Genomic DNA, 14,626 nt, shown 5'->3' with positions numbered 1-14,626 from the left:
CCGATCAGCCGAACCGGCCGGTGATGTATTCCTGCGTCCGCTTCTCCCGCGGCGCGGTGAACATGCGCGCCGCCGGCGCCACCTCCACCAACTCGCCGAGGTAGAAGAACGCCACCTGGTCCGCGCAGCGCGCGGCCTGCTGCATGTTGTGGGTGACGATGCAGATGGTGAAGTCGCGCTTCAGCTCGTCGATCAGCTCCTCGATCTTGAGGGTGGAGATCGGGTCGAGCGCGCTGGTCGGCTCGTCGAACAACATCACCTCCGGCCGCACCGCGATGGACCGCGCGATACAAAGCCGCTGCTGCTGGCCGCCCGACAGGCCCATGGCGCTGGATTGCAGCCGGTCCTTCACCTCGCCCCAGATCGCGGCGCGGGACAGCGCCCATTCGATGCGGTCGTCCAGTTCCGATTTCGGCAGCTTCTCATGCAGTTTGATGCCGAAGGCGATGTTGTCGTAGATCGTCATCGGGAAGGGCGTCGGCTTCTGGAACACCATGCCGACCTTGGACCGCAGCTCATTCAGGTCGACCGACGGGTCGATCATGTTGCGGCCATCCATCAGCACCTCGCCCTCCGCCCGCTGCCCGGGGTACAGGCTGTACATCCGGTTCAGCACCCGCAGCAGCGTGGACTTGCCGCAGCCGGACGGCCCGATCATGCCCGTCACCTGCCGGTCCGGCAGTTCCAGGTTGATCCCCTTCAGCGCCTTGTTGGTGCCGTAGTAGAAATCGAGGTTGCGGACCGAAATGCGCGAGGTGGCATTGATCTGCGCGCCCGACCGCGCCTGCATGCCGCCGAAGCCGGCCTCGGCGCTCTGCTTGGTCTCGGTGGTGGAGCTCATCGGCCCTCTCCCTTCCTGGCTCACTGCCGCCCGCGCAACAGCGTGCGGGCGATGATGTTGATGGCGAGCACCCCGAGGGTGATGATGAGGGCGCCGGCCCAGGCGATCTCGATCAGGTCCGGGAAGCCGGAATTGGCCTGCTGGTAGATGGCGATCGGCAGGCTCGCCATGGCGCGGCTGAGGTCGAAGCTGGTGACGTTGTTGCCGAAGCTGGTCAGCAGCAGCGGCGCCGTCTCCCCCGCGATGCGCGCGATGGCCAGCAGGATGCCCGTCACGATGCCCGACGCCGCCGCCTTGTAGCAGACCAGCGTGATCATCTTCCACTTCGGCGCGCCGAGGCCGATCACCGCCTCCCGCAGCGTGTTCGGGATCAGCTGCAGCATGTCCTCCGTCGTGCGCACGACGACGGGGATGACGATGATCGCCAGCGCCAGCGCCCCGGCAATGCCGGAGAACGCCCCCATCGGCAGCACGACAAGCTGGTAGATGAACAGGCCGATCAGGATGGACGGGGCGGAAAGCAGCACGTCCGACACGAAGCGCACCGCATTGCCGAAAGCCGATCCCCGCGCGTATTCCGCCAGGTAGGTACCGACCAGCAGGCCGATCGGCGTGCCGATCAGGGTCGCGATGGATGCCTGGATGATGCTGCCGATGATGGCATGCACCAGCCCGCCGCGCTGCGCCGTCTCCTCGCCATAGCTGGTGGGGCGGAATTCGCTGACGAAGATGTTCAGGTCCAGCGCCACCATGCCGCGCCACAGCAGCGTCGCCATGATGGAGGCCAGGAAGAACAGCCCCAGCAGCGTCGCGCCCATGCACAGCCACTTGACGGTGATGTCCACCATCCGGCGGCGGCGCCCGAGCGCGCGGGCGGTGGCATCGTTGCGGGCCGCCGCCCGGGGCGGCAGGGTTGTCGTGCTCATGGGATCAGGCCTTCAGCCGGGACCGCAGCAGCCAGCGCGACAACGCCAGCACGAGGAAGGAGATGACGAAGAGCAGGAAGCCCACGGCGAACAGCGCGGATTGCTTCAGGCTGCCGGACAGGCTTTCGGGAAACTCCATCGCGATGACGGAAGCGATGGTGGTCGCGGGATCGAAGACCGATTGCGGCATCCGGTTGGCGTTGCCGATCACGAAGGTGACGGCCATCGTCTCCCCCAGCGCGCGGCCGAGGCCGAGCATGATGCCGCCGACGACGGAGATGCGGGTGTAGGGCAGCACCACGCCCTTCATCACCTCCCACCGCGTGGCACCCAGGCCGTAGGCGCTTTCCTTGTACACCGGCGGCACCTGCTGGAAGACGTCGCGCATGGTGGCGGCGATGAAGGGCAGGATCATGATGGCCAGCACGATCGCGGCGGTGAACAGCGACGTGCCCGCGAAGGACCGGCTTTCGAAGATGAAGCCGACCAGCGGGATCTGTTCCAGGTATTCGCCCAGCGAAAGCTGGATATAGACCTGCACGAAGGGCACCACCACGAACAGGCCCCACATGCCGTAGATGATGGACGGCACCGCCGCCAGCAATTCCACCGCCGTGCCGACCGGCCGCCGCAGCCAATCCGGCGCAAGCTCCGTCAGGAAGAAGGCGATGCCGAAGGCGACGGGCACGGCGAAGATGATGGCCAGGATCGCGCTGACCACCGTGCCGAAGACGGAGACGAGCGCCCCGTACTCCTCCCGGTGATCCTCCACCGGGTTCCACGCATCGCTGACCAGGAAGCCGAGCCCGTAGTGCTTGAAGGCCGGCAGGGCGCCGATGAACAGCGTCAGGATGATGCCGCCGAGCGTCAGCAGCACCAGCACGCCGGCGCCGGTACACAGGCCCTCGAACACCTTGTCGCCAAGGCTGCCGCTGCCGCGGCGTCGCGCGGCGCCGGGAATTGCCGAGGCATCGGCGGGGATCGTCTGCTGCAAGGCGCGTATCCTGGTCGGAGAAGAATTCGACGGACCTACAGGTGAATCAAGCCCATGCGGAAGGGCCAGGCGCCACCACGCCCGGCCCCCTCCTCACGGACGCGGCCGGATCAGGCGACCGGCCACAGCGCCTCGCCGCCCGGGCCCTTCACCCGCGCCGCCCAGGCGGCCCGGATGGCGGCATGGGCGGAAGCCGGCAGCGGGATGTATTCAAGCCGCGTCGCGGCCTCCGCGCCATTCGTGAAGGCCCAGTCGAAGAAGCGCATGGCATTGCGGCTACCCGCCACCTTGTCGGCCGCCGGGTTGGTCGGCAGCAGGATGTAGGTGGGGGAGGTGATCGGCCACACATCCGCGCCGGCCAGGTCGATCGTGTCGGCCGCGAAGTTCGGCACGTTCCAATCCGCCGTGGCCGCCGTGGCGTTGAAGGCCGCGGGCTGCGGCGTCATGAAGTTGCCGGCCTTGTTGCGGATCTGCGTCGTCGGCATCCGGTTCACGACGGCATAGGCATTCTCGATGTAGCCGATGGTGCCGGGGCTGTTGCGGATGATGTTGGAAACACCCTCATTGCCCCGCGCGCCATTGCCGACCGGCCAGCGGACGGAAGTGCCGGCGCCCGGGCCGTTCTTCCATTCCTCGGACACGCGGGACAGGTAGGTCGTCCACACCCAGGTCGTGCCCGACCCGTCGGCGCGATAGGCGATGGACAGCGGCAGGTTCGGGATGGTCAGGCCGCGGTTCAGCTCGACGATCCGGTTGTCGCGCCAGCGGGTGATCTTGCCCAGGAAGATGTCGGCGATGACTTCCGGCGTCAGCTTCAGCGCATTGTCCGCCACGCCGGGCAGGTTGGCGCTCAGCACCACCGAACCCATCACGGTCGGGAATTGCAGCAGGTTTCGCTCGGTCAGCTGCTCCGTCGTCAGCGGCGCGTCGGAGGCGCCGAAATCGACCGTGCGGGCCGTGATCTGGTTGATGCCGCCGCCGGAGCCGATCGACTGGTAGTTCAGCTGCACCGCACCGGCGTCACGCGCCAGCGCCGACCAGCGCTCATAAAGCGGGCGGGGAAAGGTGGCGCCGGCGCCGGTCACCGTCGGGACCTGGGCCATCGCGCCGCGGGCATCGAACAGCCCGGCGCCAAGGGCCGCGCCGGTGCCGAGCAGAAGGGTGCGCCTGTTCACTGTGTCTCTCTCCGGTCCTGTTCGCGTGCCGGAAGCGCAGCGTGGCGTCCGGCGAGCGCCTTCTAGGCGCATGGGACGACCAACCGATTGCAGTTTGATGAAGCTTCGATGACAGAGCGCCCGACAACCCGGCGCCTTGTCGCCATCTTCACGCCGCGTCGAGGGTGATCCTGGTGCGGTTCCAGCCATCCCCGGCCGGGCCGTAGTCCAGCCCCGCCGCCATCTTCCGCACCAGCGCCAGCCCCATGCCGCCGATGCGGTCGTCATCCAGCCGTGGTGCCGCGGGCCGGACGGCCGCCCGCGGATCGAAGGGCGCGGCCGCGTCCTCGATCACCAGCACGGCGGCGCCCCCTTCCGCCTCCACGCTGAGCCGGGCGGCGGGCGCCTCCCCCGCGAATCGGCCATGCATGACCAGGTTCGCCAGCAATTCCTCCGCCACCAGCGCCAGGCGGTAGGTGGCGGCGGGGCCGAGACCCGCTTCACCGGCCCAGGCCTCGATCGCCGCCTGCGCCTCCGCGATCGCGGGCAGCCGGATCGGCACCTCGAGTCGCAGCATCGGCGCGTCAGGCGGCCAGTCGGGCCAGCGCCTCATCCTCGGTCGCCACCAGCGGCAGCACCTGGTCCAGCGCCATCGCCGCCAGGACCTCCGCCACCATGGGCTGGGCGCCGAACAGCACCACCTTGCCGCCGCGCCGCGACACCACCCGCGCGGCGGACAGCAGCAGCCGGATGCCGAGGGAGGACAGGAATTCCAGCGCCGTCAGGTCCAGCACCGCGCTGCGGCCGGATGCGGCGATGGTCGCCGTGAAGGGCGTCTCCACCGCGCCGACCGTGCCGGAATCCAGCCGCCCCGTCAGCACGATCCTGTTGGCCTGGTCGTTGATCTCCACCACGTCGAACTTCACGCCATCGCTCCCGTCCCGAACCGCCGGTCATCTAGACCAACCGCCCGCGCCGCGCGTGTGACAGTTGCACGACACTGCCCCGCCGCCCCCGCCCGTGCCAGCATCGCGGCCGGAGGATAACGACCATGCTCGACCCGGAAGCCGAGGGGCCTGTCCCCTCCCCCGCCGCCCGCCTGCGCGCGGTGCTCGACGCACCCGGCATCGCCGTGGTGCCGGGCTGCCATGATGCGATGGGGGCGCGCCTCATCGCCCGCGCCGGCCTGCCCGCCGCCTTCCTCTCGGGCTACGCCGTCTCCGCCGCGCGCCTCGGCCTGCCCGATGCGGGGCTGGTTTCGTACCGGGAGATGCTGGATGCGGGGCGGGAGGTCTGCGCGGCGACCACGCTGCCCATCATCGGCGATGCCGATACCGGCTTCGGCAATCCCGTGAATGTCCGCCGCACCATCGCGGGCTACCACCAGGCCGGCTTCGCCTGCGTGATGATCGAGGACCAGATCTTCCCCAAGCGCTGCGGCTTCGCCCAGGGTCTGGAAGTGGCGCCGCGCGACGAAGCTATCATGCGCCTGCGCGCCGCCCTGGATGCCCGCGATGCCATCCGCCGCGCCGGCGGCGACCTCCTCATCATCGGCCGCACCGACAGCCGCGCGGCGGTCGGCCTCGACGAAGCCCTCTGGCGCGCCCAGGCCTTTGCCGAACTCGGCGCCGACATCGTCTATTTCGAGGCGCCCCAGTCAACGCAGGAAATGGAGGCGCTGCACCGCGTCACCGGCAGCACGCCCACCATGCTTGCCCAGGTCGAGAAACCCGGCCGCCCCTTGCTGGCGCCCAGGCAGGCGGAGGCGATCGGCTACGACATCCTGCTGCTCGGCGTCACGCTGATCAACGTCGTCATCAAGGCGCAGCAGGATGCGCTGGCGCTGATGGCGCAAGGGCAGCATCCCGGCGCGGACCGGCTGCTGCCCTTCGACGAACTCTATGACCGCGTCGGCTTCAACGCCTATTACGCCATGGAGAAAAAGTACGCGCGCTGAGCGCGCGTCACCACACCCAGCGCATGCCGATGGTGGCGACATGGTCGGTGCCGCCTTCGCGCTTCACCGCATCGTAATCCGCCACCACGGCGAAGCGGTCGCCGCGGTAGGCGGTGATGCCGATGCCGCCCGTCAGCCCGTTCTGCCCGACCCGCGCGGATTCCACGCCGAAGCCCACGCCGCCCAGACGGTGCGTGGATCGGCCGAGGCCATCCTGCATCTCCCGCGCATATCCCAGGCGCGCCTCCGGCCGCAGCCGCACCCCGTTGCCGAGGTCGAAGCTCCGCGCCGCGGAGACGCCGATGCCCGCGCGCAGCGCATCCGCCGTGCGCCCATCCACCGTCAGGTTCAGCGAACCCGCCCCCGTCTCCGTGAAGCCGCGGCGGGCGATGCGGTCCCAGCGCAGATGCAGCCGCGGCTCGATCTCGATCCCCTCGATCCGGGTGGAGAAGCCGATCCCGGCCTCTGCCGTCACATCCGTGCCCTGGCTGTCCGCGGTGGCGCGGCGCGACAGGGTGCCGAAGGCGATGGTGCGGCGCGCATCGTAGCGGCTGAGGCCGGTGCCGAGGGTGACATCGACGAAGGGCTTCCATGCCGCTTCCGTGGGCGGCGCATACAGGCCGTAGAGGCTGGCCTGGTAGCTCTCGATCCGCACCTCCCCCGTCGCGCCATCGCCATCCACCTGGCCGCGCAGGAAGCCCAGCGCGATGCCGCCGGTCAGGCCGGGCGCAAAGGCGCGGTCCGCGCCCACCAGCGCGCCGCCGGATTGCCGGCTGTATCCCGGCGCGACGCCGTCGCTGCCCGTGCTGCCCCAGCCGCCCAGCGCCCGGCCCCAGACGGACCAGCCCGGCAGCCCGAAGGCGCCATCGCCGCCGTCGCCCGTGGGCTGTTCCTCGTCGCCCACGCCCGCGCCCGGCATGGCGGACATCCGCGCGATGCGCGCGCTGTCCAGCGCCACGCGCGGCGCCAGCGCGCCCTGCGCCGCGACCAGCCCCGCATCGCCGCTGCGGATCGCGCCCATGCGCTGCGCGGTGGCGCCGCCGAAGATCCGGCGATGCGCCAGCGACGCCGCCAGCGCATCGGCATGGACGACGCCGGAGACCTGGTCCAGCGCCGCGGGAACGGCGCGGGCCGGCAGCGCGTAGAGCGCGCCGAAGGTGGCTTCCGCATCGCCCGTCATCCGCAGCCCCGCCGCCGGGCGGATGGCGTCCAGCGCCGCACCGGTGGAGACCTGGTTCACCCGCTGCCCGACGCCGAGCGGCGCGAGGTCCGCATAGCGCGCCGGTGTCAGCACCAGGTCGAGCGTATTGGCCCCATAGATCGCATCGAAGCGGGACCCCGCCGGCAGGCCATCCGTCGGCTGCGTGAGGCCCGCGAAGCTGCCGAGAACGCCACCCTCCGCCCGGATCACCCGGAAGCCCTGGCCGATGGCGGGGTTGAAGCTGTTGGTGGCATCCCCGCTGATGCCGCGCAGCACGGGTGCCAGCGTGCCGCCGGCGGTCAGCGTGCTTCCCGCGCCCGTCACCAGCACCTGGTCATGGAACCCGCTGCCCGTGCCGGCGGTGGGCCCGTCGATCTCCAGCCGGGTGGTGGACCCTGCCGCCAGCGTCACCGGCGCGGTGAAGGTGATGATGCCCGGCGATGCGCCGGGGGAGAGCGTGCCGGCGATGGTGCTGGGGCCGGTGACCGTGCCGCCGCCCATCACCGTGCCGCCCGACAGCACCGATAGCGGCCCGCCAAGCTGGCCCTGCACCGACAGCGTGCCCTGCTGCACCTGCGCGCCGCCGCCATTCTGCACCTGACCCTGCAGCGTCAGCAGCCCGCCGCCCAGCACCTGCAACTGCCCGTCGCCGGTGATGGTCCCCGTCAGCACCACCGCGCCCAGGGATGTGTCGATGATGCCGTTCGTCGCCTCCACCACCACGGGCTGGGTCAGCACCACGCGCGCCGTCGGTCGGAAGGTGCCGCCGCGGAAGGTCACGGTGGTGGCCTGCGCCGCGCTGTCACCCTCGTTGAAGGAACCGCGGCTGCTGTCGATCACGCCGCCACCGCCACCGCCGCCCGACAGCCCGCCCACCGGCACCACCGCGTAGCGCACCGTGCCGCCGCCCCACATCGTGTCGCCGCTGGCCTCGCCGTAGAAGGCGATGGTACTGAAGGTACCGCTATCGCTGATCGCGGCGACAAGGTTCCTGAACTGGCTGTAGCGCGCATAGCCGGGATTGTCGCTATCGGCATTGGCGGAGCCGACCAGAATCGGCGTGCCGCCATCGAAGGCGATATAGAGCGCGCTCGGGTAGCAGCAGGTCGCCCAGCCCTCCAGCTCGATCGCGAAGGCGTTGATGGGTGTGGTGAAGGTGAAGACCAGCCCGCTGCCCGCGATGCCGGTACCGTCCGCCACCATGCGCACGCTGTCGCCGCTGTTGAAGGTGCCGCTCGGCCCCTGGGTGGCCGTGAAGCGGGAGGTGCTGGTGTTGCGCGTGGCGCCGTCGGCGGCGGTGATGGTGAAGGCGCTGCGCGCCCAGCTCGTCGCGCCGCTGGTCAGCCCGCTCAGCAGGTCCGTGTTCACCGTGCCGCCCGCGGTCGCCACGCGATTGTCGAAATCCGTCCGCCCCTCCGCGATGCTGTCGAAGAAGGTCGCTGTCGACGCCGCCGCATCCGGCGGCTGCCACCCCATCAGCGCCAGGCTGGATGCGGAGAGCAGCAGCATGGCGGCACGGCCGGCATGACGCCGGCGACGGGGGAGCAGTTCAGACATTCCTTGGCCTTCCTGGCGCGTGGGCCAGGCCGATTAGCCAAGGTCGGGTAAAGGCCCGGTTAACACCGCGCCGCCGGACTCACTCGGCGGAGGCACCGGAGGCGCGGACCACCCCGGCCCATTTCGTCACCTCCTCCGCCAGGTAGGAAGCGAAGGCCGGGCGGTCCCGCGCATCCGGCACGAAGCCCATGGCATCGAGGCGCCCGCGCGTCTCGGCCGATGTCAGCACCTTGTTGACCTCGGCATTCATCCGGTCGGTGATCGCGGCGGGGGTTCCGTGCGGCGCCATGAGGCCGAACCAGGTCAGCGCCTCGAACCCCGGGAAGCCCTGTTCCGCGACCGTGGGCACATCCGGCAGCGCGGGGTCGCGCCGCAGGCTGGTCACGGCGATGCCGCGCAGCCTGCCATCCCGCACCATGGGCAAGGCGGGCGGCAGGCTCGTGCTGCCGATCGGCACCTGCCCGCCCACCACCGCCGTCACTGCCTGCGCCGGGCCAAAGGGCACGTGCTGCACCTCCACCCGCGCCAGGCTGCGGAACAGCAATTCCATGCCGAGATGCGTCGTCGTCCCGATGCCGGAGGAGCCGTAGTCCAGCGGCCTGGTCCGCGCCGCCGCGATCAGCTCGCCGAGGTTCGCGACGGCGAGCCTGTCCGTGTTCACCGTGATGATGTTGGGCGTGCTGGCCAGCATCGCCACCGGCTCGAAATCCGCCACCGCGTCGTAGCCGGCGTTGCGGAACAGGGACGGGTTGACGGAGAAGGCGACGGAATGCGCCAGGAAGACGCTGCCATCCGGCGCGCTGCGCTTCACCGTCGTGGTCGCGATGTTGCCGCCCGCGCCGGGCCGGTTCTCCACCACCACGGGCTGGCCGAGCACCGGGGCCAGCGCATTGGCCAGTGCCCGGGCCAGGACATCCGTGCTGGCGCCGGGCGGAAAGGCCACCAGGATGCGGATGGGCTTGTCAGGCCAGGGCGCCTGCGCGAAGGCCGGCGCCGCCAGCCATCCTGACGCCGGCTCCGCCAGCAGGCCCGCCGCGGCGCCCAGCGCGGCGCGACGGCCCATGATGATGCGCCCCATGGTCACGCTCCTCCCCATCGTCATTCTTCGTTGATGGGGCGGAGCATATCCCCACCCCGCGAGCGCGGGGAAGGGATCGTGGGTCTCAGCCGAAGGCGGGATCGTCTGCGATGGTGTTGCGCAGCACGCCGATGCCCTCGACCTCGATCTCCACCACCTTGCCCGGTGCCAGGAACAGCGGCGGCTTGCGCGCATAGCCCACGCCCGAAGGCGTGCCCGTCGCGATCACGTCGCCCGGCTCCAGCGTCATCACCTCGGAGATGATCTCGATCGCGCGGGCCACGCTGAAGATCATGTCGCCCGTCGTGCTGTCCTGCACCGTCTGGCCATCGACGCGCGCGCAGATGCGCAGCGGCGCCGCACCGGCGGGCAGTTCGTCCGCCGTCACGATCTCCGGCCCGAAGGCGCCCGTCGCGTCGAAGTTCTTGCCCATCGTCCACTGCGTGGACTTCCGCTGGTAGTCGCGGATGGACCCGTCATTGAACAGCGAATAGCCCGCCACGTAGTCCAGCGCGTCGGCCTGCTTCACGCAGCGCGCGCGCTTGCCGATGATGATCGCCAGCTCCGCCTCATAGTCGAACTTGTCGGAGACCTTGGGCCGCAGCATCGGCTGGTCCGGCCCCACCAGGCTGGTCTGCACGCGCAGGAACATCGCGGGATAGTCGGGGATGGGGTTGCCACCTTCCTTCGCATGCAGCGCGTAGTTCAGCCCGATGCAGGCCACCTTGCCCGGCCGGGGGATCGGCATGCCGAGCGTGAGGCCCGCCAGCTTCCGCCGCGCGGAGGCAGGTGCCGCCGCCGCCGCCGCCGCCAGCTTCGCAAGCCCCTCCGCCCCCAGCCTGACCAGCGCCAGCGCGTCATCCGGGAAGCCGGCCAGCGCGGCCACGGGCACCACCTCATCCCCGATCCGCACACCAGGCGCGCTGCGCCCATTCTCGATGAAGCTGAGCAGACGCATGCGGCGGTTCCTTGCGAGGGCCTGGACGGTGTTCCCACCTGGATTTTTATCGACAAAACCGCCCCCGGGCAACCCGCCCCCAATCCCCGGCCGACGCTGGCAGCCCCCCGCCTTCCGCGCGATACTCCGCCCCCGCAACGGACAGGCCCCTTCCATGCCGCACCCGATCCGCCGCCGAGGCCTGGCCGCCGCCGCCCTGCTCCTCTCCGCCGCCGGCCCCGCGCCGAGACGGGTGGGGGAGGCCGTGGAAATCACCGGCACCGCCCGGGCCGAACGCCCCGGCGCCAGCCGCACCCTCGCCCCCGCCGCGCCACTGGGGGAAGGCGATACCCTCGTCACCTCAGCCGAATCCCGGCTGCTGGCGCGGCTGGCGGGGGATATCGAACTCCGCCTCGGCCCGCTCTCCCGCCTGCTGCTGGACAGCCTGCCCGCCGCGCCCCAGGCCGCGCCGGCCGATGGCGCCGGCACCGTGCTGCGCCGCGCGGCCGGCTCCCTCTGGTTCAGCCGCCCCGAAACCGCCCCCCGCGCGCCCGTCGCCATCATCTCCCCCGCCGCGCTGATCGGCGTGCGCGGCACCGCCTTCTGGGCCGGGGAGACGGAGGGCCGCTTCAGCGTCTTCGTCGCGCGCGGGGAGGCCGCGGTCTCCGCCGGCGGCCGCCTCGTCACGCTGCCCGCCGGCTTCGGCACCGACATCATCGGCGGCGTGCCGGATGCGCCCCTGCCCTGGGCCGCCGCCCGCATCGCCCGGGCATTGGCCACGGTGGGGCTCTGACCCCCCTCCGCTGGGGTGCCGCCACCGCGGCGCTGCTCCTCGCGCTTCGCCTGCTGCTGCCGTCGCCCTTCGCCGCGGCGCGGGATGGCGCGCTGGATGCGCTGCTGGCCGCCTGGCCCCGCCCCGGCCCCGCGCCCCCCGTGCTGGTGGTGGCGATCGACCGCGACAGCCTGGCCGCCATCGGCCCCTGGCCCTGGCCGAGGGACCGCATCGCCGCGCTGCTGGACCGCCTGGACGGCGCCGCCGCCATCGCCACCGACATCCTGTTCGAGGGCCCGGACCGCGCCGCCCCCGCCATCCTCGCCCGGCGCCTGGCGGAGTCCCTGCCGCCCGCCGAAGCCGCCGCCCTGCTGCGCCGCGCCGCTGGCCTGCCGGACCATGACGCCACGCTGGCCCGCACCCTGGCCGGCGCCCCCGTCGCCATCGGCTTCCTGCTGGCGCCGGAGGCCACGCCACCCCCCGCCGCGCCCGGCGGCTTCGCTTTGCTCGGCAACCCCGTTGCGCTGACGCCACTCGCCGCCCCCGGCGCCGCCACCGCCCTGCCCGCGCTGGTCGCCGCCGCCCCCGGCCATGGCGCCGCCTCGATCGAGGGCGGTACCGTCCGCAGCGTGCCGCTGGTGGTGCGCGTGGGCGATGAATGGCGCCCGGGCCTGGTGCTGGAGGCACTGCGCCTGGCACTCGGCGGTTCCACCCCCCTGCTGGCGCCGGAGGGGCCGGAACTCCGCCTGCGCGGCGTGGTGCTGCCGCTGGACCAGACCCTGTCCATCCGCCTGCATCCCGGCCCGGCTTTGCCGCTGGTGTCCGCCGCCGCGCTGCTGGAAGGCCCCGCCCCCGCCATCCACGGCCATATCGTGATGCTGGGCGGCACCGCGCCCGAACTCGGCGCGCTGCGCGATTCCGGCTTCGCCCCCCTGGTCCCCGGCATCCGCCTGCAGGCGGAGGCACTGGCCCAGGCCATGACCCTCTGGCTGCCCCGCCGCCCCGCCTGGCTCGACAGCGCGGAGATCGCCGCCGCCGCCGCGCTCGGCCTGGCCGGCGCCGCGGCCGGCGCGGTGCTGCCACCGCTGGCGCTGGCGGGCCTGGCCATCGCCGCGCTCTTCGCCATCCCGATCGGCGTGCTGGCGCTGCTGTCAGGCACGATGCTGCTGGCGGACCCGCTGCTGCCGCTGGCAGCCCTGCTGGCGCCGGCCGCCGTGGCGGCGCTGGCCGCCTTCATCGCGACGCGCGCCAGCCGCGCGCGCCTGGTGGCCCGCTTCGCGCAATCCCTGCCGCCCGGGCTGGTCGCCCGCATCGCCCGCGAACCCGGCCTGGTGCGCATCAGCGGCGAGGCACGGCGGATGAGCTTCGTCTTCACCGACATCGCCGGCTTCACCGGCCTGGTGGAGCGCAGCGGCCCCGCCACGCTGATCGGCCTGCTGGACGCCTACATCGCCGGCGCGGCGGAGATCATTGCCCGCCACGGCGGCACGCTCGACAAGGTGGTGGGGGATGCGCTGCATGTGATGTTCGGCGCGCCGCTGGACCAGCCCGGCCATGAACGCCACGCCGTCGCCTGCGGGATGGAACTGGCGGCCTATGGCGAGGATTTCGCCAAGGCCCATGCGGAGGCCGGCTTCGGCATCACGCGAATCGGCATCGCGACCGGCGTCGCCATCGTCGGCGATGTCGGCGGCGGGCGGGTGCTGGACTACACCGCGCATGGGGATGCGGTGAACCTGGCCGCGCGGCTCGAAGCGGCCAACAAGATCTTCGGCACCACGGTGCTGCTGGATCGTGAGACAGCCGCCGCGCAATCCGGCGCCGGCTTCCGCTGCCTGGGCCGCCTGGCCGCCCGCGGCCGCGCCGCCGCCGTCGATGTCTACAGCCCGTGGGACGCCCCGCCCGAGGCCCGCGCCGCCTGGGATGAAGGCCTCGCCGCCCTGCTGGCCGGCGACGGCCCCGCCGCCCAGGCCGCCTTCAGCCGGGTCGCCGGCGCCCTGCCCGAGGACCCGCCGACGCTGTTCCAACTGGACCGCCTGAATCGCGGATTTTCTTCTGTTTTGGTGGACCAGCGCGGTGGGTAGGGGTCAGTCCAGCGGGATGTTGAACCCCCGGATCACCCCGCGATACTGCGCGACCGTCTCCTCCATCAGCCGCGCCAGCTCCGCCGGGGAGGAGGAGACAGCTCCCGCCCCGGTCCCCTCCACCGCCGCCCGGTATTCCGGGCTGGCCACCGCCTCCACCACCAGCCGATTCACCGTCGCGACGACGGGCGCCGGGATGCCATTCGCCCCGCAAATGCCGAGCCACCCCTGCGCCACCAGGTCGATCCCCTGTTCCCGGAGCGTCGGCACATCAGGCGCCACCGCCAGCCTTTCGGGGCTGGTCATCCCGATCGCCCGCACCTGCCCCGCCTGCGCCAGCGGCATGGTGTTCACCAGCGGCCCCACGAACAGCTGCAACCGCCCCGCGATGAGGTCCTGCAGCACCGGCGGCGTGCCGCGATAGGGCACCTCGACCATCCGCGCGCCCACCAGCCCCTCGAAGATCCGCGCCACAAGGTTCGGCATGGAGGCCCCGCCGACATGCCCGAAGGCCACCGCCTCCGGCCGCGCCGCCGCCAGCGCCGCGAATTCCCGCGCATCCCGCACGGGCAGGCTGTTGGGCACGACCAGCGCGTAATAGGCCCGCGTGATCTGGGAGATCGGCGCGAGGTCCGACAGCGGATAAGGCCGCGCGGTGCCGAGCGTATTCAGCGCATCGATATAGGTGCAGACCAGCAGCGTGTGCCCATCCCGCGGCTGGGACATCACATGATCCAGCGCGATGCGGCCGCCGGCGCCGGTGCGGTTCTCGATCACCACGGGCTGCGGCAGGCGGGCGCGAAGCTGGTCGGCGATGATGCGGGCGGGAATGTCCGTGGGACCGCCGGCGGGGAAGCCGACGAGGAGACGGACGGGGCGGGTGGGCCATTCCTGGGCGGCGGCGGGGGTGGTTAGTAGTGCGGCAGCCAGAGCCACGCCGAACACCTTTAACATGCCACGATTCCCCCCGGCGCGTCTTCGACCAGAGTATGACGCCATCTGCGACGAATGAACAAGCGCTTAATATGGCAATCTTATCTCTATAGATGCGCTCGGAGCTTAATTGCCGACCAACATGCAAGCGCCCAGCCCAAAGCCGGTTGGCGGAGGGCACCAAATAAGTTC

13 protein-coding genes are annotated in these 14,626 nt (G+C 71.5%); 3 read left to right on the top strand and 10 right to left on the bottom strand.

Annotated features, from left to right (window positions below; genetic code table 11):
• Nucleotides 1–4 precede the first annotated feature (4 nt).
• The 6 genes from pstB to ACTIE5_RS00655 form a co-directional block, all read right to left on the bottom strand.
• Nucleotides 5–790, bottom strand: a complete 786-nt coding sequence (gene pstB, locus ACTIE5_RS00680) for a phosphate ABC transporter ATP-binding protein PstB (protein WP_092958965.1) — start codon at nt 788–790, stop codon at nt 5–7.
• Between the two features lie 71 nt (nt 791–861).
• Nucleotides 862–1,767 (bottom strand): phosphate ABC transporter permease PstA, encoded by a 906-nt coding sequence (pstA, locus tag ACTIE5_RS00675; RefSeq protein ID WP_439547761.1) that lies wholly within the window; start codon nt 1,765–1,767, stop codon nt 862–864.
• Nucleotides 1,768–1,771: 4 nt separating this feature from the next.
• Nucleotides 1,772–2,770: a phosphate ABC transporter permease subunit PstC gene (pstC, locus tag ACTIE5_RS00670; protein WP_439548637.1), complete on the bottom strand. Its 999-nt coding sequence runs from the start codon at nt 2,768–2,770 to the stop codon at nt 1,772–1,774.
• Between the two features lie 101 nt (nt 2,771–2,871).
• Complete coding sequence (pstS, locus tag ACTIE5_RS00665; protein WP_439547760.1) at nt 2,872–3,936, bottom strand: phosphate ABC transporter substrate-binding protein PstS; 1,065 nt, start codon at nt 3,934–3,936, stop codon at nt 2,872–2,874.
• 148 nt (nt 3,937–4,084) lie between these two features.
• A complete protein-coding gene (locus ACTIE5_RS00660) occupies nt 4,085–4,492 on the bottom strand; it encodes an ATP-binding protein (protein ID WP_439547759.1) in 408 nt (135 codons plus the stop codon).
• Nucleotides 4,493–4,499: 7 nt separating this feature from the next.
• A complete protein-coding gene (locus tag ACTIE5_RS00655) occupies nt 4,500–4,841 on the bottom strand; it encodes an STAS domain-containing protein (RefSeq protein WP_439547758.1) in 342 nt (113 codons plus the stop codon).
• 125 nt (nt 4,842–4,966) lie between these two features.
• Here ACTIE5_RS00655 and ACTIE5_RS00650 point away from each other — a divergent pair, with 125 nt between their 5' ends.
• Nucleotides 4,967–5,872: an isocitrate lyase/PEP mutase family protein gene (locus ACTIE5_RS00650; protein ID WP_439547757.1), complete on the top strand. Its 906-nt coding sequence runs from the start codon at nt 4,967–4,969 to the stop codon at nt 5,870–5,872.
• 7 nt (nt 5,873–5,879) lie between these two features.
• On the opposite strand, the gene ACTIE5_RS00645 is transcribed toward ACTIE5_RS00650, so the two are convergent.
• From ACTIE5_RS00645 to ACTIE5_RS00635, 3 genes are all read right to left on the bottom strand, one after another.
• The gene (locus ACTIE5_RS00645) at nt 5,880–8,630 is read right to left on the bottom strand and encodes an autotransporter outer membrane beta-barrel domain-containing protein (protein WP_439547756.1); all 2,751 of its coding nucleotides are present in this window, start codon (nt 8,628–8,630) and stop codon (nt 5,880–5,882) included.
• Between the two features lie 79 nt (nt 8,631–8,709).
• Complete coding sequence (locus ACTIE5_RS00640; RefSeq protein ID WP_439547755.1) at nt 8,710–9,708, bottom strand: tripartite tricarboxylate transporter substrate binding protein; 999 nt, start codon at nt 9,706–9,708, stop codon at nt 8,710–8,712.
• A gap of 85 nt (nt 9,709–9,793) precedes the next feature.
• On the bottom strand, nt 9,794–10,666 hold the full coding sequence (locus tag ACTIE5_RS00635) for a fumarylacetoacetate hydrolase family protein (protein WP_439547754.1): 873 nt from the start codon (nt 10,664–10,666) through the stop codon (nt 9,794–9,796).
• A gap of 154 nt (nt 10,667–10,820) precedes the next feature.
• On the opposite strand from ACTIE5_RS00635, the gene ACTIE5_RS00630 reads away from it, so the two are divergent.
• Nucleotides 10,821–11,438 (top strand): FecR family protein, encoded by a 618-nt coding sequence (locus ACTIE5_RS00630; protein ID WP_439548636.1) that lies wholly within the window; start codon nt 10,821–10,823, stop codon nt 11,436–11,438.
• Complete coding sequence (locus ACTIE5_RS00625; protein WP_439548635.1) at nt 11,390–13,501, top strand: CHASE2 domain-containing protein; 2,112 nt, start codon at nt 11,390–11,392, stop codon at nt 13,499–13,501. Before ACTIE5_RS00630 ends, ACTIE5_RS00625 begins: the two co-directional genes overlap by 49 nt.
• A gap of 3 nt (nt 13,502–13,504) precedes the next feature.
• Here the strand turns inward: ACTIE5_RS00625 and ACTIE5_RS00620 are convergent, their stop codons facing one another.
• A complete protein-coding gene (locus ACTIE5_RS00620; protein ID WP_439547753.1) occupies nt 13,505–14,455 on the bottom strand; it encodes a Bug family tripartite tricarboxylate transporter substrate binding protein in 951 nt (316 codons plus the stop codon).
• Nucleotides 14,456–14,626: the final 171 nt, after the last annotated feature.

This window comes from Falsiroseomonas sp., assembly GCF_051859025.1.
GTDB lineage: Bacteria > Pseudomonadota > Alphaproteobacteria > Acetobacterales > Acetobacteraceae > Falsiroseomonas.
This window is presented reverse-complemented; position numbering and strand designations above follow the sequence as displayed.

What these genes read in the sequence shown, in the direction of transcription:
- pstB (WP_092958965.1), bottom strand. Translation starts at nt 790, where the DNA reads ATGCAGGCGCGGTCGGGCGCGCAGATCAATGCCACCTCGCGCATTTCG.
- pstA (WP_439547761.1), bottom strand. Translation starts at nt 1,767, where the DNA reads ATGAGCACGACAACCCTGCCGCCCCGGGCGGCGGCCCGCAACGATGCC.
- ACTIE5_RS00660 (WP_439547759.1), bottom strand. Translation starts at nt 4,492, where the DNA reads ATGCTGCGACTCGAGGTGCCGATCCGGCTGCCCGCGATCGCGGAGGCG.
- ACTIE5_RS00650 (WP_439547757.1), top strand. Translation starts at nt 4,967, where the DNA reads ATGCTCGACCCGGAAGCCGAGGGGCCTGTCCCCTCCCCCGCCGCCCGC.
- ACTIE5_RS00645 (WP_439547756.1), bottom strand. Translation starts at nt 8,630, where the DNA reads ATGTCTGAACTGCTCCCCCGTCGCCGGCGTCATGCCGGCCGTGCCGCC.
- ACTIE5_RS00640 (WP_439547755.1), bottom strand. Translation starts at nt 9,708, where the DNA reads ATGGGGCGCATCATCATGGGCCGTCGCGCCGCGCTGGGCGCCGCGGCG.
- ACTIE5_RS00635 (WP_439547754.1), bottom strand. Translation starts at nt 10,666, where the DNA reads ATGCGTCTGCTCAGCTTCATCGAGAATGGGCGCAGCGCGCCTGGTGTG.
- ACTIE5_RS00630 (WP_439548636.1), top strand. Translation starts at nt 10,821, where the DNA reads ATGCCGCACCCGATCCGCCGCCGAGGCCTGGCCGCCGCCGCCCTGCTC.
- ACTIE5_RS00620 (WP_439547753.1), bottom strand. Translation starts at nt 14,455, where the DNA reads ATGTTAAAGGTGTTCGGCGTGGCTCTGGCTGCCGCACTACTAACCACC.